This window comes from Collinsella sp. AM36-4AA (assembly GCF_003467795.1).
In the GTDB taxonomy this organism is placed as follows: Bacteria; Actinomycetota; Coriobacteriia; order Coriobacteriales; family Coriobacteriaceae; genus Collinsella.
The window spans coordinates 53,146-71,775 of record NZ_QSHS01000008.1 but is presented as its reverse complement, the minus strand read 5'-3'; the positions used below and the strand labels follow the sequence as shown (position 1 = coordinate 71,775).

Below are 18,630 nucleotides of genomic sequence, written 5' to 3'. Positions count from 1 at the left end.
AGCCGTCCAAGTTTTGGGGTGCAGTTCATATCCGGTCCCCGTTTGTGATATCGACAACTTCGACGCGCCGCTACGAGATATTGCCCAAAAACGCCTTGGTACGCTCGCTCTTGGGATGGTCGAAGACCTCACTCGGCGTGCCCTCTTCCACGATAACGCCGCCGTCCATAAAGACGACGCGATCGGCAACATCGCGGGCAAAGCCCATCTCGTGCGTCACGACGATCATGGTCATGCCGTCGCGGGCCAGGTCGCGCATAACGCCCAATACGTCGCGGACAAGCTCGGGGTCGAGTGCCGACGTCGCCTCGTCAAAGAGCATGACGTGCGGGTTCATCGACAGGGCGCGGGCGATGGCCACGCGCTGCTGCTGGCCGCCCGAAAGCTGGCTCGGCATAAAGTCGATGCGCTCGGCAAGACCAACCTTGGTCAGCTCCTCAACGGCAATCTTCTCGGCCTCTTCCTTGCTGCGCTTGAGCACCTTTTGCTGCGCAAGCATGACGTTCTTTTTGACCGACAGGTGCGGGAACAGATTGAACTGCTGGAACACCATACCCAGATGCGTACGCACCTTGTTAAGGTCGACGCCCTTGGCGCACACGTCCACGCCCTCAACGACAATCGAGCCGCTCGTAGGTTGCTCTAGACGATTGATACAGCGCAGCATCGTCGACTTGCCCGAGCCCGAGGGGCCCAGGACCACGACGACCTCGCCCTTGTGCACATCAAGATCGATGTCGCGCAGGACCACGTTATCGCCAAAGGCCTTCTGGAGATTCTTGATGCTGACGACGACCTCGTTCGAGTTATTGGTTTCGCTCATAATAGAACCTCCTTACAGACCAGCGATATGGTCGGCGGGCGTCGCGACAACCTGTCCGGCGCTCTTGGTGGGACGCTTCTTTTTGGTTTCGGCCGTACCCAGCAGCCTCGCCTCAAGACCGCTCACCAAGCGCGCAAGCGGCAGGGTAATGATCAGATAGAACAGGGCGGCAACCACATACGGCGTGATGGAGCCCGTCGTGGCCACGATGGTACGGGCGTTCATGACGATCTCGACCACGCCCACGGCAGCGAGCAGCGACGTATCCTTGTAAAGCAGGATAAACTCGCTGGTCAGCGTAGGAAGGACATTGCGGAACGTCTGCGGAATCATAACGTAGAGCAGTGTCTGGAAGGCATTCATGCCCAGCGATCGAGCAGCCTCGTTTTGACCCTTGGGGATCGACTGAATACCGGCGCGGAAGATCTCGCACAGGTACGCAGACGAGTTCATGGCCATAACGATAACGCCCAAGACATAGTCGTCCACCTTGACGCCGGCAAGCGGCAGGCCAAAGAACGCGATATAGATCTGCAGGAACGCCGGCGTACCACGGATGATATTCACATAGATGCCGGCAAGGCAACGCAGGATGCGCGACTTGGAGATGCGCATGAGCGACAGGGCGAAGCCAAAGGGAATGGCCAACGGAAATGCCACGAGCACGATCGAGAGCGACATAAGGAAGCCCTTGAAGACGATCGGCAGGCTCTGGACCAAAATGACCGGGTTCAGGAACAAGCGGAGGAACATATTTGAGTTCCACGCCTCGACCCACGGCTGCTCCTTAAGGTCGGCCAGGAAGTTATCGAATGCCGTCACGCCCTTAATCTCCACCGAGGGCATCTTGGAGATCTTCTTGGTTGAGCCGTCGGCGAGCGTATAGGTGCCGCTGAAGGCCTCATCGCCGCCCTCGACGGGGAAGGTCACGCCGTAAACCTCAACACGGAAAAAGCCGCCGGCAGGCGCCGTCTCGCCAAAGTCGATCTTGAGCGTCTGGCCATCGGCCTTGCACGTGGGCTTCATGGGCGTACGGTCCATGAGGTCCTCGCCCGAGAGCATCGTCAATCGCGTGTCATCGGTACCAAACGTCGTGCCGTCGACAAACGTCAGCGAAAGACCGCTCAGCTCCTCGTCGGCATCGGCCTGAACTTCCCAGGTAATGCGCGTCTCGGTGCCGCCGACCACAGCGCTGCCCGAACCGGTGTTGGGTCGGGCGGTAATCTTTGCGGTCTCAAGCGCCTGGGCGGTCGTGGGCGCATATGCCCCCGCGCACACCAGCGCGAGCGCCACGGCCATGACGCAGGCTAGCTTTTGGAGCAAAGCGGGCAGTGAAAAACGCTGCTCCGTGGCCCCTTTGTTCAATCGAGACAAGGTGGCTCCTATCGTAGAAGTTGCCGGCAAAACAAGACGGAAGCGCGGTCCGTCGAGAGAAGCGCAAAGGCCCTCTCCGCAAAACGGAAAGGGCCCGCACGCAATCAAGCATTAATTTACTTGATGCTGTACTTAGCCATGAGGGCGTCGACGGTACCGTCATCGGTCAGGTCCTTGATGGCCTGATTGATGTCGTCCTTGAGCTTGGTGTTGCCCTGGTTGATGGCGATGGCGTACTCCTCGCCGGTGCTGATCTGCTTGATGGTCTGGCAGGTGTTGAACTGCTCGGCGGTCAGCTGGCTGGCAACGGAGCGGTTGGTGACTACGGCGTCGCCTTTATCGGATTGCAGGGCGCTGAAGCACTCGGTGGCGTCCTTGTAGGGGACGATCTTGGCCTTGGGGAAGTTCTCCTGGGCAAAGGCCTCGGCGGTCGAGCCAGACTGGACGATGATGGTAGCGTCGGCGTTGTTGAGCTTCTCGCTGTAGTTGTCGGCCGTGATGTCGGTGTTATCGACCTTGGTCACGATAGCCTGATCGTCCATGTAGTAGGAATCAGAGAAAGTGACTTCCTTCTCACGCTCGGGCGTGTCGGTGATAGCCGCGATGGAGACGTCATACTTGGCGCCCGAAGCGACGCCCGGAACCAGCGTGTCAAAGTCATTGTTGACATACTCGACATCCAGGCCCAGCTTATCGCCGATAGCCTTGATGAGTTCAAGGTCAAAGCCTTGATAATCGCCGTTGTCATCCTTGTACTCAAACGGAGCGTACTCGGCAGAGGTACCGACGGTCAGCGTACTGTCCTTGACGAGCGCGTACTCCTTGGAGCCGTCGACCTTCTCGACCTTAGCATCGTCAGAGCTGCTGGAACCGGCATCAGAACCAGAGGTGGCGTTGGACGAGCCGCAGCCCGTCAGAGCGAGGGCGAGCGCCATAGCACCCGTGGCGGCAAATGCGCCAAGCTTCTTCAGCTTCATAATCAGTCTCCTTCCAATGACCCCACGTGATTCAGAGGTCTGCAAAAACTGTGGGTTATTATGCACCCGCTTGGAAGAATCTGCAATCAGAAAACTGATTGAAACAAACCCATAACGTGAATGGAGCACTCCACTTTATGGCAGGCATTACTGCTGCAACGACCTTAACAGTTTGATTTCAGTCGCATAACCTGCAAGTTCGTTCGGTGTCTCCAAAATGAATGGCAATGCGCGCAAGCGGCCATTCGATACAATATTCTGCATAACTCGCATACCTCCGCCAAATTCTTCACTACCCAGGTAGCCTTTGCCGATGCACTCGTGACGATCCTTATGAGCGCCGCAGGGGTTCTTGGAGTCATTGATATGCACGGCGCGCAAGCGCTCGATACCCACCACACGATCGAACTCGTCAAGCACGCCGTCAAGATCGCGGACGATGTCATAGCCGGCATCATGCACATGGCAGGTGTCCAAGCAAACGCCCAGCTTGGCCGACAGCTCGGGGTGCTTGTCGGCAACGCCCTGGATGATGAGAGCCAGCTCCTCAAAGCTGCGGCCCACCTCGGTGCCCTTGCCGGCCATGGTCTCGAGCAGCACCGTCGTCTGCTGGCCCTCAAACATCACCTTGCACAGAGTTTCGACGATCATCTGAATGCCAGCGTCGGAGCCCTGCCCCACATGCGCACCGGGGTGGAAGTTGTAGTAGTTGCCGGGCAGCGCTTCCAGGCGCTGCAGGTCCTCTGCCATGGCCTCCAGGGCAAACTCGCGCGCCCGCTCTTTGGCCGAGCAGGGGTTATAGGTATACGGAGCATGAGCCACGAGCGGACCAAAATCGTTTTGCTCCATAAGCTCGCGCAGGGCTGCCACGTCATCCATGTCAAGGTCTTTCGCCTTGCCGCCGCGCGGGTTGCGCGTAAAGAATGCAAAGGTATTGGCGCCAATGGACAGCGCCGTCTCCCCCATCGCCCGATAGCCCTTCGTCGTGGATAGGTGACACCCGATCGTCAGCATCCCCAGCTCCCCCTCATCAGTTGCGGTGAAATACGGTCTATTGGTGCCTTATTTTGGCGCAAACAGACCGTATTCCACCGCACGTTATAAAAGGGTCATGAGGAGCGCGTTTTGCCGAAGGCCTTAAGCGCCGCCGTCACGGGGCCGGGCTGAAAACGGCGGCGTACGGCGTCCAAGCGCCCGGGGATATCGATGTGCTGCGGACAATGCCGCGCGCATTTGCCGCATTTGACGCAATTGCTCACCAACTTGGGCTCGCTTGTGCGCACCGCGCTCGCCGTAAAGTACTGCGATAGACCCGTAAACCAGCTGTGCGCATAGCTTGCGTTGTAGGCGGCAAAACACCCAGGGATATTGATGCCTTTAGGGCACGGCATGCAATAGCCACATCCCGTGCAGGGCACGCGATTCGATTTTTCAAACTCCGTCAGCACGTGCGCGATGGCATCGAGCTGAGTAGCTGTCATCGAATCCGGCAGGGCTCGGTCAGCCAGCGCCGCGTTCTCATCCACTTGCGCGGTATCGGTCATACCCGAAAGCAGCATCGTCACCTGAGGATGGTTCCACACCCACGAAAGCCCCCAGGCGGCAGGAGTGCGCAAATGCGGGTCACGGGCGCCATCGAGCACGGCGCGGGCCCGCGGCGGTAACTTGCCCGCTAGACGACCGCCCAGCAGCGGCTCCATCACAAACACCGCGAGCCCGCGCTCCGCAGCCGCCATGAGCCCTGCCGTTCCCGCTTGGTAGCGCTCGCCGGCATAGTTGTACTGGTTCTGGCAAAAATCCCAATCGTACGCGTCAAGCATCGTCAGAAAATCCGCCGCGCTGCCGTAATACGAAAAACCAATCTGGCGAATGCGCCCCGCCGCCTTTTGACGCGCGATCCAGTCCTCGATGCCCAGCGCCACCACACGTTCCCACTGAGCGGGCGAGGTGATGTTGTGCATAAGGTAATAGTCGATATGGTCGGTCCGCAGCCGACGCAGCTGCTCATCAAAGAAACGGTCGAAATCCCCCGTGCATACACACGAGGCGTGCGGCAACTTAGTCGCCAGCAACACCCGGTCGCGCAGCCCCAAGCGCTCAAGTGAGGCGCCCACGCACACCTCATTACCGGGATAGAGGTACGCGGTATCCAGATAATTAATCCCCTGCTCCACCGCACGGGAGATGATGGCATCGGCTGTCTTCGCATCCGGATGGCCCGGCGCACCGGGAAACCTCATACAGCCCAGGCCCAGAGCAGATATTCGGTTACCACTTTTGGAGTCAACGCGGTATTGCACGGACCCTCCCTTCGCCATCAGCGCTCGGCAAGGCGAAACACAATGGTCACGCGGCCGAAACATCGTGGAATCGCAATCGAGAACGTATCGTAACGCAGCAGAAATCGAGCTGTCACGGCACCGCATTAACATCAGCAAAAAGCCCAATGAAAAGAGGCGAGCGTGACCACGCGCGAGGACGCCTACCCCTACCCGAGCGAGCAATACATCCTTTCGGTCGACCGTTACCAGATCGAGGTCATGGACCATCTGGACGAGCTTCCCGCCACGGGTGCTGTCATCTTCTGCACTTTCCCCAAGGTGCGTGATGGCGTCGGATACCCCGCACGCGTCTTTGCGGTCTGCCCCGCGTCATAAGTTCCCGTGTTCCCATGCGTTTGTTCTTCTAAATACGGCTATCCGGCGCACACAACATGCTCCAGCGGCATACAATCCACCAGGCGCCCCGCACGCGGGCGCCTTTTTGTGAGGAGATGATTCACGTGCAGATCAACAAGGTTGTCTTTATCGGCAAGGGTGGCGTCGGCCTACTCTATGGCAGCATGATTGCCAAGACGCTCGGCAACGATGCCGTCGAATACATTATGGACGACGCCCGTTTCGAGCGTCACGCAGGCGACGCCCTTACGGTCAACGGCGAGCCCTGCGCACTCAAGTCCGTGCGCGTCAGTGAGGCAACGCCCGCCGATCTGGTCATTCTCACGGTCAAGACGACGGGACTCAACCAAGCACTCAAGACTATGGAGCGCGTCGTGGGACCCAACACGCTCATCGCCTCGCTGTGCAACGGCATTACGAGCGAGCAAAAGATTGCCGAGCGCTTTGGCTGGAAGCATACCGTTCTTGGTATTTGCCAGGGTATGGATGCCGTGTTCCTCGACGGCGCACTCACCTTTACCAATACGGGAGAGATTCGCTTTGGCGCGGCAGCAGGCACCGAGCCCGCAACCGTCACCGCCATCGACAAGCTCTGCACACGCTGCGGCATCGCCCATACCGTCGAGAGCGACATTGCGCACCGCATGTGGGCCAAACTCATGCTCAACGACGGCATCAACCAGACCTGTATGGCGTACGGCGGGACCTACGGAAGCGCCACGGAGCCGGGCTCCGAGCAGCGTCGCTGCTTTGTCTCTGCCATGCGAGAGACACTTGCGGTCGCCAATGCCGAGGGCATTGAGCTGACCGAGGCAGACCTGACGCAGATGGTGCACCTCATCGAAGGAATCGACCCCGCCGGTATGCCCTCGATGGCTCAAGACCGCGTCGCAAGGCGCAAAACCGAGGTTGATGAGTTCGCGGGCACCATTTGCCGCCTTGCCGCCAAACACGACATCCAAGTGCCGCAAAACGATTGGCTCTACCAGAGGATTCGCGAAATAGAAAGCAGCTGGTAGCCTCGGCCGCATCGCGACGCGCGCAATACAAGCAGACAGGCCTTCGCGAGGACTCCGTCATTCGCGAAGGCCTGTTGCATTTAGCTCGAGGCTAAAACTGAGGCTTATTTTGCGATTCCGGAACCTCGTCCTCGTCATCGCGGCAAAGCAGCACGCCGGCGCTTCCCAGCAGCGCCGCTGCAATCAAGGTGCCCACAATCACAGGAGCGGCGCCCGTGGCGGACTGCGAGCCGGCAACGAGCGCCGCCGTCGGACCAAGACATCCGATCAAAAGGGCAACGACGGCAATAGCGATATCTCGAGCGTTCATGAGACCACTTCCTCCACGGGAAAGACCTTGCTTCTCATGACTTAGTGTGCCCCGCGCCCATATGCCCAACGTAGTGCCACGGTAAGGGCTCTGTTAACCCAAGCGCATATATAAAACGGGCGCCTTTACGTTGCCCGAAAGCTCGGTAAAGACGCCCGTCAGTCGCATCAAATCGGTGCCGGCAGATTACCAACCGGTGTAGTAATCGGTGGTTCCGGCTGCGCAGCCCGAATCGTAGACCTTGCACTCGCCCTTAGAGCCCGTAAAAGTCGAGCCCTGGGCCTTATCGCCCGCAGCCACGACGTAGTAGCCGTCGGAATCACGCCAAAAGCCCTCGGAATCCTGCGTCCACTCACCCGTGCGGTAATGGTACAGCACGTTGCTGCTGTAGTAGGTCTCACGACGGCCATTAAAGTTGTTAACGCCACCGGAGCGTGTCAGGCCCGAGCCGTTCGCATAGTAAGCGGCGGCAGCGTACGACGAGCCGTAGCCGGCGTTGTAATACGAAGCCTGAGCGGCCTCGGCCTCGGCGGCCTCAAGCTCAAGCGCCTCGCGTTTGGCGTCCTCGAGCGTGGCGCGCAGTTCATCGAGCTCGGTCGACTTAGCGTCGACCTCCTCCATCGTCAAAAGGCTGCCCGCGCCGTCAATGCACTCTTGAAGCACGGCACGCTCGTCATCGGTGGCATAGTCGCCATACATGTTCATGATAATTTGAGCGCGAACTTCCAAAGAGTCGCGCTTGGCACCCATGGAGGCGTTCCACTCCTGCATGGAGCCAAAACCGTCGCCGCGATAATCGACGGGCTGCATCAACGTGGCCTCGGAGGGCGTGGACCCAACCGCGTCGGACAGCGTCGCCGCATGGGCCTCGGTTACGCTGGCACTTACCAAAAGCGCCACGGCCAGCGTGGCAGAAAGGGCGGCGGCCTTCGGTTTTCGTGAATCGATCCTCATGTAGCTGGAAACCTCCGTAGTGAGTTTTTGCTGCGTTTAAGCTGCGTGTGATTCGATCGCGCTGCATAGTACCCTGAGCAATTCGCGACCTGCGGTTTTTCTCAAAAGGCGCACGTCATTTGCGTAAAACTCACATTCACTTAACAGGAGTTTTCCATATCTAGATTGGATATTCGACGCTAAAAAGCCTGTTTTCCAGACATTTCTATGCAAAAAAGGCGCCTGCGCAAACACTGTTCGCACAGGCGCCTTGAGCAGGCATTTAATACAGTTATACCTATCGAGTCGCAAGGGGTCCTTGCACAAGTCGCCTTACTCGTCCAGCACGGCGAAGGCCTGCTTCAGATCCCAAATGATGTCCTCGGCGTTCTCGGTACCGATGGAAAGACGGATCGTGGAGGGCGTGATGTTCTGCTCGGCGAGCTCCTCGGCAGAGAGCTGGGAGTGCGTGGTGGTAGCCGGGTGCACGACGAGCGACTTGACGTCGGCCACGTTGGCGAGCAGCGAGAACACCTGCAGATGATCGATGAACTTCCAGGCAGCCTCCTGGCCACCCTTAATCTCAAAGGTGAAGATCGAAGCGCCGCCGTTGGGGAAGTACTTCTGATAGAGCTCGTGATCGGGGTGCTCAGGCAGGCTCGGGTGGTTCACCTTGGCAACGTGGCTGTCGCCGGCAAGGAACTCAACGACCTTCTTGGTGTTCTCGACATGACGGTCAACGCGCAGCGACAGGGTCTCGGTGCCCTGGAGCAGGACCCAGGCGTTGAACGGGCTGATGCAGGCACCCTCGTCACGCAGCAGGATGGCGCGGACATAGGTTGCGAAGGCGGCGGGACCGGCAGCCTCGGCAAACGAGACGCCATGGTAGGAGGGGTTGGGCTCAGCGATCTGGGCGTACTTTCCGCTCGTCTTCCAATCGAAGTTACCGCCGTCGACGATCACACCGCCCAGCGAGGTGCCGTGGCCGCCGATGAACTTGGTTGCGGAGTGGACAACGATGTTGGCGCCATGCTCCAGCGGACGGAACAGATACGGGGTGCCGAAAGTGTTGTCGACGACAACCGGCAGACCGTGCTTCTTGGCGATCTCGGAGATGGCGTCGATGTTGGGGATGTCAGAGTTGGGGTTGCCGAGCGTCTCGAGATAGATGACCGTGGTATTGTCCTTGATGGCACCCTCAACCTCTTCCAGGTTGTGGGCATCGACAAACGTGGTCTCGACGCCAAACTGGGAGAGCGTATGCTCGAGCAGGTTGTAGGAACCGCCGTAGATGGTCTTCTGAGCCACCACGTGGTCACCAGCCTGGGCAAGAGCCTGCAGGGTATAGGTGATGGCAGCGGCACCGGAGGCGACGGCAAGACCGGCCACGCCACCCTCGAGCGCGGCGATACGGTCCTCAAAGACGCCCTGGGTGGAGTTGGTCAGACGGCCGTAGATGTTACCGGCGTCGGCAAGACCAAAGCGATCGGCGGCGTGCTGGGAGTTGCGGAACACATAGCTCGTGGTCTGGTAGATAGGCACGGCGCGGGAGTCGGATGCGGGGTCGGCGCTCTCCTGGCCAACATGAAGCTGCAGGGTATCGAAACCAAAGGTGTGCTCGGGGTTGTTGATGAACTGGCTCATGATGATCTCCTTGATCGAACGAAAGTAAATAAAAAAGAGAGAAGTAAGTCGCTGTCTCCTGATCACGCCGACGGGCGCAAACAGGAGCCCGGCATTCGTCTTGGTAAGCAGTTCATATGCGGTCCTCCTTTTGACATCCCGGTTCCGTGGTCGGCTTAATTACCTACCGCCTTTGTGTGTTTTGAATAGTACGAGCATTGTTTCGCTCGGTCAATCACTTAAAAGCGCTAACCTGTTATCGGTTTTTTAGATAGCTATCGAAAGGACGGGCACCGATGACACTCCAGCAGCTTCGTTTTCTTATCGCCGTGGCAGAGTCCGGCTCAATCAACGCCGCAGCTCAGCGCCTCTATACCGCTCAGTCCAACATCTCAAACGCCGTCAAAAGCCTAGAACAAGAGCTCCATCTGGAGATCTTTACGCGCTCCAGCCGCGGCGTCACGCTCACCAACGACGGCACCGAGCTTTTGGGCTATGCGCGCCAGGTCGTAGAGCAGGCCGACATGCTCGAGGCACGCTACGAGGACGGTGGCACCCCGCAAGCCCGCCTCGCCATTTCCGCCCAGCACTACGCCTTTTCGGTCGAGGCCTTTGTCAACGTAGTCGAGCGCTGCCGCGACAGCAAGTTCGAGTTCATCATGCGCGAGACCACCACATCGCAGATCATCGATGACGTCCGTGCGTTTCGCAGCGATATCGGCATTCTGTATCTGGATGACTTTAACGCCCGCGTTCTGCAGAAGGCCTTCGCCGATGCCCGCGCAAGCTTCCATCCCCTATTCGACGCGACGGTCCACGTCTTCGTTAGCGAGCGCCACCCGCTCGCACGCCGCCCGCAGCTGTCCCTTGCCGACCTCACGCCCTATACGCGCTACAGCTTTGAGCAGGGAACCTCAAACTCCTTCTATTACGCCGAGGAACCTTTTAGCTATATCCCTTGCGACCGCAACATACGAATCTCGGACCGCGGAACACTTACCAACTTACTTATCACGTCGAACGGTTACACCCTGTCGACCGGCGTCCTCTCCAATGAAATGCAATGGGGTATGGCATCGATCCCGTTAGCAGACGCCCCAACGATGCACGTAGGCTATATCATGCACGACGAGCGCAAGCCCTCTCCCCTCTTGCAACAATACCTCGACGAGCTCAACCGCATCATCCATGCCAACCAACTGTCGGAAGACGGGGCAGAAATCATAGATTGCTAGCCCCCGGCGGGCATGGCGCTACAATGGTCACTCACATGAAACGCACTCAACGAAAGGAAGCCCGTGAAGGTCATCATCTATACCGACGGCTCGGCCCGATCAAATCCGGGACGCGGCGGCTACGGCGCCGTGCTCAAATACACCAACCCCGCCGGCAAGACCTTTACCTCCGAGCTTTCGCGCGGCTACGCCAAGACCACCAACAACCGCATGGAACTCATGGCGGTTATCGTGGCGCTCGAGGCACTCAACCGCCCCTGCGAGGTCGAAGTCCATTCCGATTCGCAATACGTCGTCAACGCCTTCAACAAGCACTGGATTGACGGATGGAAAAAACGCGGTTGGAAGACCGCCAACAAGCAGCCTGTCAAGAACCGCGATCTGTGGGAGCGCCTACTCACCGCCAAAAGCAAACACAAGATTGAGTTCATCTGGGTTAAGGGTCACGCCGGCCATGAGCTCAACGAGCGCTGCGACGAACTTGCCACCACGGCGGCCGACGGCAGCAACCTCGATATCGACACTGGCTTTAACGAGAGCGACCTGTAACGGCGTTTTCGCACGCTATTTCCTGCCTCCTCGCGCTACACTCATCCTGTAAACCGAACGGCACGAGGGGGATACATGCTGCGTATAGCGACCATCGGCACATCCATGATCACCGACGACTTTATCCAGGTCGTCAACGCCAACGACCAAGCTGCGTTTGTGGGCACGCTCTCGCGCGATGCAGATCGCGGCGCCGCCTTTACCGCCGAGCGCGGTGGCGAGCGAAACTTTACTTCACTCGATGAGCTCGCGGCAGCCGCCGACGTCGACGCCGTCTATATCGGCAGCCCTAACGCACTTCACTACGAGCAGACCCTTGCCTGCATCGCCGGTGGCAAGCACGTCATCGTCGAGAAGCCCTTCTGCGCCACCGAAGCGCAGGCGCTGGAAGTCTTCCGCGCTGCCGAGGCAGCAGGTGTCGTGGCCCTCGAGGCCATGCGTCCCCTCCACGACCCCGCCTTCCACGCCATCGAGGACGCCCTAGGCGAGATCGCCCCCATCCGCCGCGCCTCATTGCGCTTTGGCAAATATTCCTCGCGCTACAACGAGATTCTCGCGGGACGCGCCACCAATATCTTCGACTGCAATATGGCATCGGGTTCCCTCATGGACATTGGCGTCTACACCGTCGAGCCCATGGTCGAGATTTTCGGCATGCCCTCCGGCCTTACGAGCATGGCTACTCTGCTCGACCCCGCCACGCGACAGCTCACGCACGGCCCCATCGACGGCTGCGGTTCCATCCTCGCCAGCTACGGCGGTGGCCGTATCTCCGTCGAGCTCGCGCACTCCAAAATAACGAATGACCTGCTGCCCTCGCAGATCGAAGGCGAGCGTGGCACTATCCAGATCGACCATCTGTCCACGCCCCGCAACGTCCGCATCGACTATCGCGGCGATGTCGTACGCGGCTCGGCGACCGAGGCACCGCGCGAACAGGGCGACAACGGCCGCGTGCTCGACCTGCCCAAATCGAGCAACACCATGGAATACGAACTCACAGACTTTATCACCGCCATCGGCGGCATCGATAACGTTAAGGAAGAGATTTGGGAGACCCCGGCGGGACGTCACGAACTTGGTCACTACCGCGATGTCACGCTCGTCTCGCTGCGCATCATGGATGCCGTGCGCCAGCAGGCCGGCATAACCTTCCCGGCCGACGCAGGCAAGCAGGCATAGCGATGGGCCTCTTCGATACGTTCTTCTCCAGCGTCACCGGCGGCAGTCGAGAACCTCAAAAACCATCAAACGTCGAGCTCGAGCTGCGCCGCAGGCTTACTGTGCTCGCAAGCGACGAGGCCACTCAAGACACTCCCCTGCGCTATTTCCTGCGCTGGGCGGGGCAAGTCCAGGGCGTTGGCTTTCGCTTTACCAACACCAACCTCGCGCAGGCACGCGCGCTCACCGGCTGGGTGCGTAACATGGAAGACGGCTCAGTCGAGATGGAGATACAGGGAGCTCCGGCAAATATCCTATCTCATCTCGAAGCGCTTCATGCCTCCTACGAGCGCATGGGAACGCGTTTTCGCCTCGCAGACGCCCAGGCTCGAGCCCCACTTGCCAATGAAGACGGTTTCACGCCTCGTTATTAGTATTGTGTGCTAAATACGGTATCATTTACCTACGACCGTTAATAGAAAAGAGGCGAGGCGCATGGCGGTGCAAAGAAGGAATACCAGGCAGCGAAAGCTGGTTCTTGACGCTGTGCGCCAAAGCTATAACCATCCCACCGCCGACGAAATCTACAACGCCGTACGCGAACAGGATGACAAGATCAGCCGCGGCACGGTCTACCGCAACCTCAATCTCTTAGCCGACGCAGGGGAGATTCTCTCTATTAAGACGCCGGGCGGCAGCCGCTTCGATCGCACCATCGAGCCGCACGCACATATCATCTGCACCTCGTGCAGCCGCGTCATCGACGTGCCACTCCCCTTCGACGCCCAGCTCGACGCCAGGGCATCCGAACAAATCGGATGGAGCGTCAGCTCGCACTACACCATCTTTGAGGGACTCTGCCCCGACTGCCAGTAGCCTTTGGGACATGCCTGCAAATCTACTTGCCCATCCGCTACAGCAAACAGTACATTTCTAGGCATGTCCCAAATATCTACTCGGCGAGCAGGCGACGCAGCTCCTCTTCGACCATGCGTACGTAACGGACGCGGTCGTTGATGCCACGCATAGAGGGATTGCAGCTCTCCATTAGATAGGGATGGCCCACTACGTTGAGCATGTCGCGGTCGTTTTCGTTATCGCCAAACGCCATCATCTCATCGGGCGAAATTCCCAGGGCACGACCGTAATCGGCAAGCGCGGAACCCTTACCCGAATCAAAGCCGATAAAGTCCGTCCACTCGGTTCCCGACGTCATCACGTCGACACAGTCGCTAAAGTGGCGCTCGAAATACTCCAGCGCCGCCGGCTGCTCTGCCTCGGGCGTCTGGAAGGCAATCTTAATGACGTCCTCGTCGATGTCCTCGGGACGGTCGACCACCGCCACATCGCAGTGGACCTCATAACGCAGGTGTTCAACAAACGCGTCGTTGCCGCTCATGGTGTAGAGGCGCCCCTCACACGAAAGGGTCACGTCGGCATGGGGATACGCAACCACGGCATTCGCGATATCCATAGCAAGGCAACGCTCCATGGAACGCTTGACAACGGCACGCCCCTCGCTCATCACCAGGGCTCCGTTTTCGCATACGTAGGCGAGCTCATCGGCCACCGGGGCAAACAGGTAGCGCAAGCTCGCATATTGACGGCCGCTCGCCGGCATAAACACGATACCGCGACGATGCAGCTCATCGATAAGCTCAAAGGCCTCGGAACGCGGCTCGCGCTCCCCCGGATGCAGCAACGTGCCGTCCAAATCGCATGCAATCAGCTTGATTCCCTCAAGACCCATATGCTTTCCCCCAAAGCCTCTTATCAACAGCAAGACGGACTTTGATTGGTCGCCCCTCAAAGCCCGTCTTGCGCATGCGCGCACTTAGCCGCGCGTCTTTTTTACGATGGCAAAGTCGGGAGCTATGCTCACGACGACCTCCGCCGCACTCGACGCAAAGCGCCGGTCCGCATCGAGTTCACGGGTAACCACCGAGAGCCGAACGCCCTCGACACCCCGAAGCATGCGGCCCAAAACAGGCTGCACCGGCGTATACATGCGCACGGTATGCTCGTCCGAGTCGCCCCGGAAGAGCGGCGCATGCATGTTGCCGATCTCCCAGCACGCATGCGCGAGTGCAATCGGATCCATGCGGTCGACTTCGACCAAATAGACCTCGGCGCTGCGCAGGCGCACGACAACCGCCACGGGCACCATGCCCGAACGGTCAATGGTGAGCACGTCGCCATCGGCAAGACGACCGCCGTCGGCAGTATCCAGCCGAACATCGATCGTGCGTCCCAGCTCCGTCACGCCCACAAACGTGCGCGCATCAGCCTGGTCCCAATCGAGCAGGAGCTCGTCAACTTCAAAGACACCGCCCAGCTCCCGGCGAAGTAGGAGTTCATAGGACGGATCGTTGAGATTTCCCAAGCATGTCGTCGAAACCAAGCGTTCAGGCATACTCTAGCCCTCGACCTCGACGAGCTCGATATCAAAGTTGAGGTCCTTGCCGGCCAGCTCGTGGTTGGCGTCGAGCGTCACGGCCTCGGGCGTTACGTCGATGACCACGGCGGGGACGGGCATACCGCTCGGCGTGGACAGGAAGAGCTTCATGCCCTTCTCGACCTGCTCGATGTTGGGAACCTGTTCGGCCGGGAAGGTCAGGACCATCTCGGGGTTGTACTCGCCGTAGGCATCGGCAGCAGGAATGTGCACGGTCTTCTTCTCGCCCACCTGCATGTCGACAACAGCGGCATCGAAGCCCTTGATCATCTGACCGGCGCCGCAGGTGAACTCCAGCGGCTCGCCGCGATCGTAGGAGCTATCGAACTGCGTGCCGTCATCGAGCGTGCCGCGATAATGGGTCTTGACCTTCTTGCCCTGGTTGGACATGGTAACCTCCGTGATAAGGGCGGCGCACAACGCGGGCCGCCGTGAACATATGGCGCTAACTATACCCTAGTCATACAATTCAATGACAGTTTGCAAAGAAACGCTGCAACCGGAGGAACCATGGCATATCCCGTATTTGACCTTCACTGCGACACTGCCGACCGAATCGGCTGGGCCACGCTCGATCTCGACCTGCGCTTTACCGCCGGCACCGACGGTTATTTCCCCGGCGACGAAACGCATCCGCAAGATTTCGACCTCATCGAGGGTAACGCCTGTGCCATCTCGCTCGCAAAGATCGGCAACACGCCGTGGGCACAGTGCTTCGCCACGTTTGTCCCCGACGAGATTCCCACCGCCCACGCCGCGCGCTTCCAGGCGCAGATCATGGCGCATATGAGCGGCCAGGCAATGCTCAACCACGACCGTATGGTCAACGTGCGCAGCGCCGCAGACATTCGCCCCGCGCTCAAGGACGGCAAGGTCGCTTGCATCCACACCATCGAAAACGCCACGTTCTTTGCCGAGGACCCCGCGCTGATCGAGGTGCTCAAGAGCCTGGGCGTGCTTATGTCGTCACTCAGCTGGAACGCGCAGGGACCGCTCGCGAGCGGCCACGACACCCACGCCGGCCTCACCGCCGCCGGCATCGAGGCGCTTACGCAGATGGAGCACGCCGGCATGGTGCTCGACGTCTCCCACCTCAACGATGAGTGCTTTGACGAGGTCGCCGCCCGCGCCACGCGTCCCTTCGTCGCCAGCCACTCCAACTCCCGTGCGGTTTGCGGCGCCAAACGCAACCTTACCGACGACCAGTTCCGCACCATTCGCGACATGGGTGGCATCGTCGGCCTCAACTACTGCAGCGAGTTCCTTTCCAACGACGCAACCGACAAGACCGCCGCAGACGTCACCTTCGACCAGCTGGCGGCGCATATCGAGCACTGGCTCGACCTGGGCGGCGAGGACGTCATCGCGCTCGGCGGCGACTGGGACGGCGCCACGGTGCCCGCTTTCCTCTCCGATGCCAGCAAGATGCCCGAGTTCCAGAACATGCTTTCCAAGCATTTTGGCAAGACCGTGATGCAAAAGCTCTGCAGCGACAACGCGCTTGCCTTCTTCGAGCGTTATTAATTTCACATCCCTTGAGCGGGCCGGCATGCCGAACGGTCGACATGCCGGCCCGTCCCCGATCTGAAGGACCGCTTTTGACGCAGCAGTTTACGATTTCCGCATCCCGACCGGATGGGACGACCATCCCCGTCGTCGTTACCAAAAAGCGCGTCAAGAACTTCAACCTACGCGTCACATCGAGCGGCGAGGTCCACGCCAGCGCACCGATCGGCGCCAGCCGCGAGCGTATCGAAGCGTTTGTGAAGCGCAACAGCGCCTGGATTATCAGCCGACTTGCCCAGCGCGAGCAACGTCAGGCGACGGCACGAGAGCCGCTCAGCCCCTCGTCCATCATTGCACTTTGGGGCAAGCCCATCACGGTACAGGATGCACTCGATCACAACTTTGCATCACCCGCACCGCGACCCAAACAGGCCACCTTCGCAAGTTTTATGGGTACCGATGAATCGGACGAAGGCCCGCAGGCCAAGCGGCACGCAATCCTCGACGGCCTAACGTCCGACGAGCTCCAAGCCCACATCGACCAGCTCTACGCGTCCGAGGTCACCGCAGCGCTACGCGACATCGTGCACGCGTACGAAATCGCAATGGGCGTCACCGTGGCCCGCGTCTCCGTGCGCAGCATGAAAACGCGTTGGGGCTCCTGCACACCCAAAACCGGCGCCATTCGCATCGCGCGCGAGCTCGCCGCCTACCCTGTCGAATGCCTCGACATGGTTGTCGCCCACGAGCTCGTCCATCTACTCGAGCCGAGCCACAATCAGCGCTTTCACGCCCTGCTCGACACGTACTGTCCCAACAATAGAGCACTGTCTCAGCGGCTCAAGCAGCCACCCCTCAACAAGCTCTAGCGTCGACTAGCGCACGCGCTCGATCTCGACGCCGCAGCTTGCCAGGGGCAGGCCAACAGGAGCCCACGGCTTATCGAGCTTTATGCGCACACCAAGCAGCGAGGGATAACGGCGCAGCAGCATCTGGACTGTCCCCTCGGCTGCCGCCTCGATGAGCTTAAACGTATGCTCGCGCAGATAGCCATCGACATCGTGGCACACCGAGCCGTAGTCAATCGAGGCGTCCAGGTTATCGTGCTCCCCCGCCGCGCGCAGGTCGGCATAGAGCACCAGAGAAACGATGAACTTCTGACCCAGCGCGTTCTCCTCGGGATACACGCCATGGTTGGCAAAAACCTCAAGGCCATCAATGACAATACGATCGGCATGGCGCAAATCGTCATAGCTCACGTGAGGCACCGCCGTTGTGGTGGATATTTCGCCCCTTCCACGGCGGGCGAGCTCGGCGCCTTCGGTCTTGGTTGCATTCTCGGGCAGTTTCTTGTTACTCAACGCGATCGTCTCCTTCGTTTAGAACCCCGACCGCGCAAACTAACTACACGCGAATCGACAGGTTCTTTTTATCATCGCTCCAGTTGCAAGCGTTGCGCGCGGGGCATGCAAAGCAGGCACGCGACGCTTTGTCGGCTGCATAGAGCAGACGCTCAAGCGGTTGGCTGTTCACGCGCAGCTTTCGATGGCCCAGAATGGCCGTCTTAATGGCTGCGGCATCGGCCGGCTCAAACGCCACGTCATCGGGCATGCCACCGAGAATCGCATCAGCGACGCGTTCACTTGCAACATCATGGGATATACCCGATTCATACTGTTCATCTTTGCCGATATCGTGAAGAAGTGCCGTGGCGTAGATGACCTCGCGGTCAAATTCGAGCTGCTCCTCGAGATTCTTGATCCACATAATGCGAGCGACATCGAGCAGATGGTCAATACCGTGGCGGCAGAAGATGCGCCCCGATTCCAACTGTACGATGTTGCCCAGGTGCCGCCGGAACAGCCCGTTGGCACAAATGTAATCAATGTGAGGCATGGCACCAAAGGGGGCCAGGCCCGAAGCCATAAAGCCGCGACGCGACGTCCCCTCATCGGTCTTCGATGTAAAGTCGTTGACGACTCTCATG

Annotated in this window: 22 protein-coding genes; 9 read left to right on the top strand and 13 right to left on the bottom strand. The window is 59.4% G+C overall.

Annotation, left to right across the window (positions count from 1 at the left end):
• Positions 1–70: 70 nt before the first annotated feature.
• The 5 genes from DW850_RS04285 to DW850_RS04265 form a co-directional block, all read right to left on the bottom strand.
• Complete coding sequence (locus tag DW850_RS04285) at positions 71–823, bottom strand: amino acid ABC transporter ATP-binding protein (RefSeq protein WP_117786334.1); 753 nt, start codon at positions 821–823, stop codon at positions 71–73.
• A 12-nt stretch (positions 824–835) separates the two neighbouring features.
• Positions 836–2,197: an ABC transporter permease subunit gene (locus DW850_RS04280; protein WP_233540611.1), complete on the bottom strand. Its 1,362-nt coding sequence runs from the start codon at positions 2,195–2,197 to the stop codon at positions 836–838.
• A 116-nt stretch (positions 2,198–2,313) separates the two neighbouring features.
• Complete coding sequence (locus DW850_RS04275; protein WP_117786333.1) at positions 2,314–3,174, bottom strand: ABC transporter substrate-binding protein; 861 nt, start codon at positions 3,172–3,174, stop codon at positions 2,314–2,316.
• Positions 3,175–3,321: 147 nt separating this feature from the next.
• Positions 3,322–4,188: a deoxyribonuclease IV gene (locus DW850_RS04270; protein WP_117786332.1), complete on the bottom strand. Its 867-nt coding sequence runs from the start codon at positions 4,186–4,188 to the stop codon at positions 3,322–3,324.
• Between the two features lie 95 nt (positions 4,189–4,283).
• A complete protein-coding gene (locus tag DW850_RS04265) occupies positions 4,284–5,474 on the bottom strand; it encodes an aldo/keto reductase (protein WP_117786331.1) in 1,191 nt (396 codons plus the stop codon).
• A gap of 162 nt (positions 5,475–5,636) precedes the next feature.
• Here DW850_RS04265 and DW850_RS04260 point away from each other — a divergent pair, with 162 nt between their 5' ends.
• The gene (locus DW850_RS04260) at positions 5,637–5,831 is read left to right on the top strand and encodes a hypothetical protein (RefSeq protein ID WP_117786330.1); all 195 of its coding nucleotides are present in this window, start codon (positions 5,637–5,639) and stop codon (positions 5,829–5,831) included.
• 116 nt (positions 5,832–5,947) lie between these two features.
• Positions 5,948–6,871, top strand: coding sequence for a ketopantoate reductase family protein (locus tag DW850_RS04255; protein ID WP_117786329.1), 924 nt, complete (start codon positions 5,948–5,950; stop codon positions 6,869–6,871).
• A gap of 91 nt (positions 6,872–6,962) precedes the next feature.
• On the opposite strand, the gene DW850_RS04250 is transcribed toward DW850_RS04255, so the two are convergent.
• The 3 genes from DW850_RS04250 to DW850_RS04240 form a co-directional block, all read right to left on the bottom strand.
• Positions 6,963–7,181, bottom strand: coding sequence for a hypothetical protein (locus DW850_RS04250; RefSeq protein WP_117786328.1), 219 nt, complete (start codon positions 7,179–7,181; stop codon positions 6,963–6,965).
• Between the two features lie 186 nt (positions 7,182–7,367).
• Positions 7,368–8,135 (bottom strand): hypothetical protein, encoded by a 768-nt coding sequence (locus tag DW850_RS04245; protein WP_117786327.1) that lies wholly within the window; start codon positions 8,133–8,135, stop codon positions 7,368–7,370.
• A 312-nt stretch (positions 8,136–8,447) separates the two neighbouring features.
• A complete protein-coding gene (locus DW850_RS04240) occupies positions 8,448–9,758 on the bottom strand; it encodes an O-acetylhomoserine aminocarboxypropyltransferase/cysteine synthase family protein (RefSeq protein WP_117786326.1) in 1,311 nt (436 codons plus the stop codon).
• A gap of 275 nt (positions 9,759–10,033) precedes the next feature.
• Here DW850_RS04240 and DW850_RS04235 point away from each other — a divergent pair, with 275 nt between their 5' ends.
• From DW850_RS04235 to DW850_RS04215, 5 genes are all read left to right on the top strand, one after another.
• Positions 10,034–10,972, top strand: a complete 939-nt coding sequence (locus tag DW850_RS04235) for a LysR family transcriptional regulator (RefSeq protein WP_117786325.1) — start codon at positions 10,034–10,036, stop codon at positions 10,970–10,972.
• Positions 10,973–11,035: 63 nt separating this feature from the next.
• Positions 11,036–11,521, top strand: a complete 486-nt coding sequence (gene rnhA / locus DW850_RS04230; protein WP_117786324.1) for a ribonuclease HI — start codon at positions 11,036–11,038, stop codon at positions 11,519–11,521.
• A 75-nt stretch (positions 11,522–11,596) separates the two neighbouring features.
• Positions 11,597–12,703, top strand: coding sequence for a Gfo/Idh/MocA family protein (locus DW850_RS04225; protein ID WP_117786323.1), 1,107 nt, complete (start codon positions 11,597–11,599; stop codon positions 12,701–12,703).
• A 2-nt stretch (positions 12,704–12,705) separates the two neighbouring features.
• Entirely contained in the window at positions 12,706–13,116 is a 411-nt protein-coding gene (locus DW850_RS04220) for an acylphosphatase (protein ID WP_117786322.1), read from the top strand.
• 61 nt (positions 13,117–13,177) lie between these two features.
• Positions 13,178–13,558 (top strand): Fur family transcriptional regulator, encoded by a 381-nt coding sequence (locus DW850_RS04215; RefSeq protein WP_172674613.1) that lies wholly within the window; start codon positions 13,178–13,180, stop codon positions 13,556–13,558.
• A 76-nt stretch (positions 13,559–13,634) separates the two neighbouring features.
• On the opposite strand, the gene DW850_RS04210 is transcribed toward DW850_RS04215, so the two are convergent.
• The 3 genes from DW850_RS04210 to DW850_RS04200 form a co-directional block, all read right to left on the bottom strand.
• A complete protein-coding gene (locus DW850_RS04210) occupies positions 13,635–14,432 on the bottom strand; it encodes an HAD-IIB family hydrolase (protein WP_117786321.1) in 798 nt (265 codons plus the stop codon).
• 84 nt (positions 14,433–14,516) lie between these two features.
• Complete coding sequence (locus DW850_RS04205) at positions 14,517–15,095, bottom strand: urease accessory protein UreE (RefSeq protein WP_117786320.1); 579 nt, start codon at positions 15,093–15,095, stop codon at positions 14,517–14,519.
• Positions 15,096–15,098: 3 nt separating this feature from the next.
• Positions 15,099–15,527 (bottom strand): peptidylprolyl isomerase, encoded by a 429-nt coding sequence (locus tag DW850_RS04200; protein WP_117786319.1) that lies wholly within the window; start codon positions 15,525–15,527, stop codon positions 15,099–15,101.
• Positions 15,528–15,647: 120 nt separating this feature from the next.
• On the opposite strand from DW850_RS04200, the gene DW850_RS04195 reads away from it, so the two are divergent.
• The gene (locus tag DW850_RS04195) at positions 15,648–16,661 is read left to right on the top strand and encodes a dipeptidase (RefSeq protein WP_089572972.1); all 1,014 of its coding nucleotides are present in this window, start codon (positions 15,648–15,650) and stop codon (positions 16,659–16,661) included.
• A gap of 74 nt (positions 16,662–16,735) precedes the next feature.
• Positions 16,736–17,512, top strand: a complete 777-nt coding sequence (locus tag DW850_RS04190) for a M48 family metallopeptidase (RefSeq protein ID WP_233502862.1) — start codon at positions 16,736–16,738, stop codon at positions 17,510–17,512.
• A 6-nt stretch (positions 17,513–17,518) separates the two neighbouring features.
• Here DW850_RS04190 and folB read toward each other — a convergent pair whose 3' ends face one another.
• Positions 17,519–18,004 (bottom strand): dihydroneopterin aldolase, encoded by a 486-nt coding sequence (gene folB, locus DW850_RS04185; RefSeq protein WP_199575533.1) that lies wholly within the window; start codon positions 18,002–18,004, stop codon positions 17,519–17,521.
• Positions 18,005–18,047: 43 nt separating this feature from the next.
• Positions 18,048–18,629, bottom strand: coding sequence for an HD domain-containing protein (locus tag DW850_RS04180; protein WP_199575531.1), 582 nt, complete (start codon positions 18,627–18,629; stop codon positions 18,048–18,050).
• Between the last annotated feature and the right edge of the window lies 1 nt (position 18,630).

Bases quoted from the DNA above. Each gene is read 5' to 3' on its own strand.
- DW850_RS04285 (WP_117786334.1), bottom strand. From the start codon at position 823: ATGAGCGAAACCAATAACTCGAACGAGGTCGTCGTCAGCATCAAGAAT.
- DW850_RS04275 (WP_117786333.1), bottom strand. From the start codon at position 3,174: ATGAAGCTGAAGAAGCTTGGCGCATTTGCCGCCACGGGTGCTATGGCG.
- DW850_RS04270 (WP_117786332.1), bottom strand. From the start codon at position 4,188: ATGCTGACGATCGGGTGTCACCTATCCACGACGAAGGGCTATCGGGCG.
- DW850_RS04255 (WP_117786329.1), top strand. From the start codon at position 5,948: ATGATTCACGTGCAGATCAACAAGGTTGTCTTTATCGGCAAGGGTGGC.
- DW850_RS04250 (WP_117786328.1), bottom strand. From the start codon at position 7,181: ATGAACGCTCGAGATATCGCTATTGCCGTCGTTGCCCTTTTGATCGGA.
- DW850_RS04245 (WP_117786327.1), bottom strand. From the start codon at position 8,135: ATGAGGATCGATTCACGAAAACCGAAGGCCGCCGCCCTTTCTGCCACG.
- DW850_RS04240 (WP_117786326.1), bottom strand. From the start codon at position 9,758: ATGAGCCAGTTCATCAACAACCCCGAGCACACCTTTGGTTTCGATACC.
- DW850_RS04235 (WP_117786325.1), top strand. From the start codon at position 10,034: ATGACACTCCAGCAGCTTCGTTTTCTTATCGCCGTGGCAGAGTCCGGC.
- DW850_RS04225 (WP_117786323.1), top strand. From the start codon at position 11,597: ATGCTGCGTATAGCGACCATCGGCACATCCATGATCACCGACGACTTT.
- DW850_RS04220 (WP_117786322.1), top strand. From the start codon at position 12,706: ATGGGCCTCTTCGATACGTTCTTCTCCAGCGTCACCGGCGGCAGTCGA.
- DW850_RS04215 (WP_172674613.1), top strand. From the start codon at position 13,178: ATGGCGGTGCAAAGAAGGAATACCAGGCAGCGAAAGCTGGTTCTTGAC.
- DW850_RS04210 (WP_117786321.1), bottom strand. From the start codon at position 14,432: ATGGGTCTTGAGGGAATCAAGCTGATTGCATGCGATTTGGACGGCACG.
- DW850_RS04205 (WP_117786320.1), bottom strand. From the start codon at position 15,095: ATGCCTGAACGCTTGGTTTCGACGACATGCTTGGGAAATCTCAACGAT.
- DW850_RS04200 (WP_117786319.1), bottom strand. From the start codon at position 15,527: ATGTCCAACCAGGGCAAGAAGGTCAAGACCCATTATCGCGGCACGCTC.
- DW850_RS04195 (WP_089572972.1), top strand. From the start codon at position 15,648: ATGGCATATCCCGTATTTGACCTTCACTGCGACACTGCCGACCGAATC.
- DW850_RS04180 (WP_199575531.1), bottom strand. From the start codon at position 18,629: ATGAGAGTCGTCAACGACTTTACATCGAAGACCGATGAGGGGACGTCG.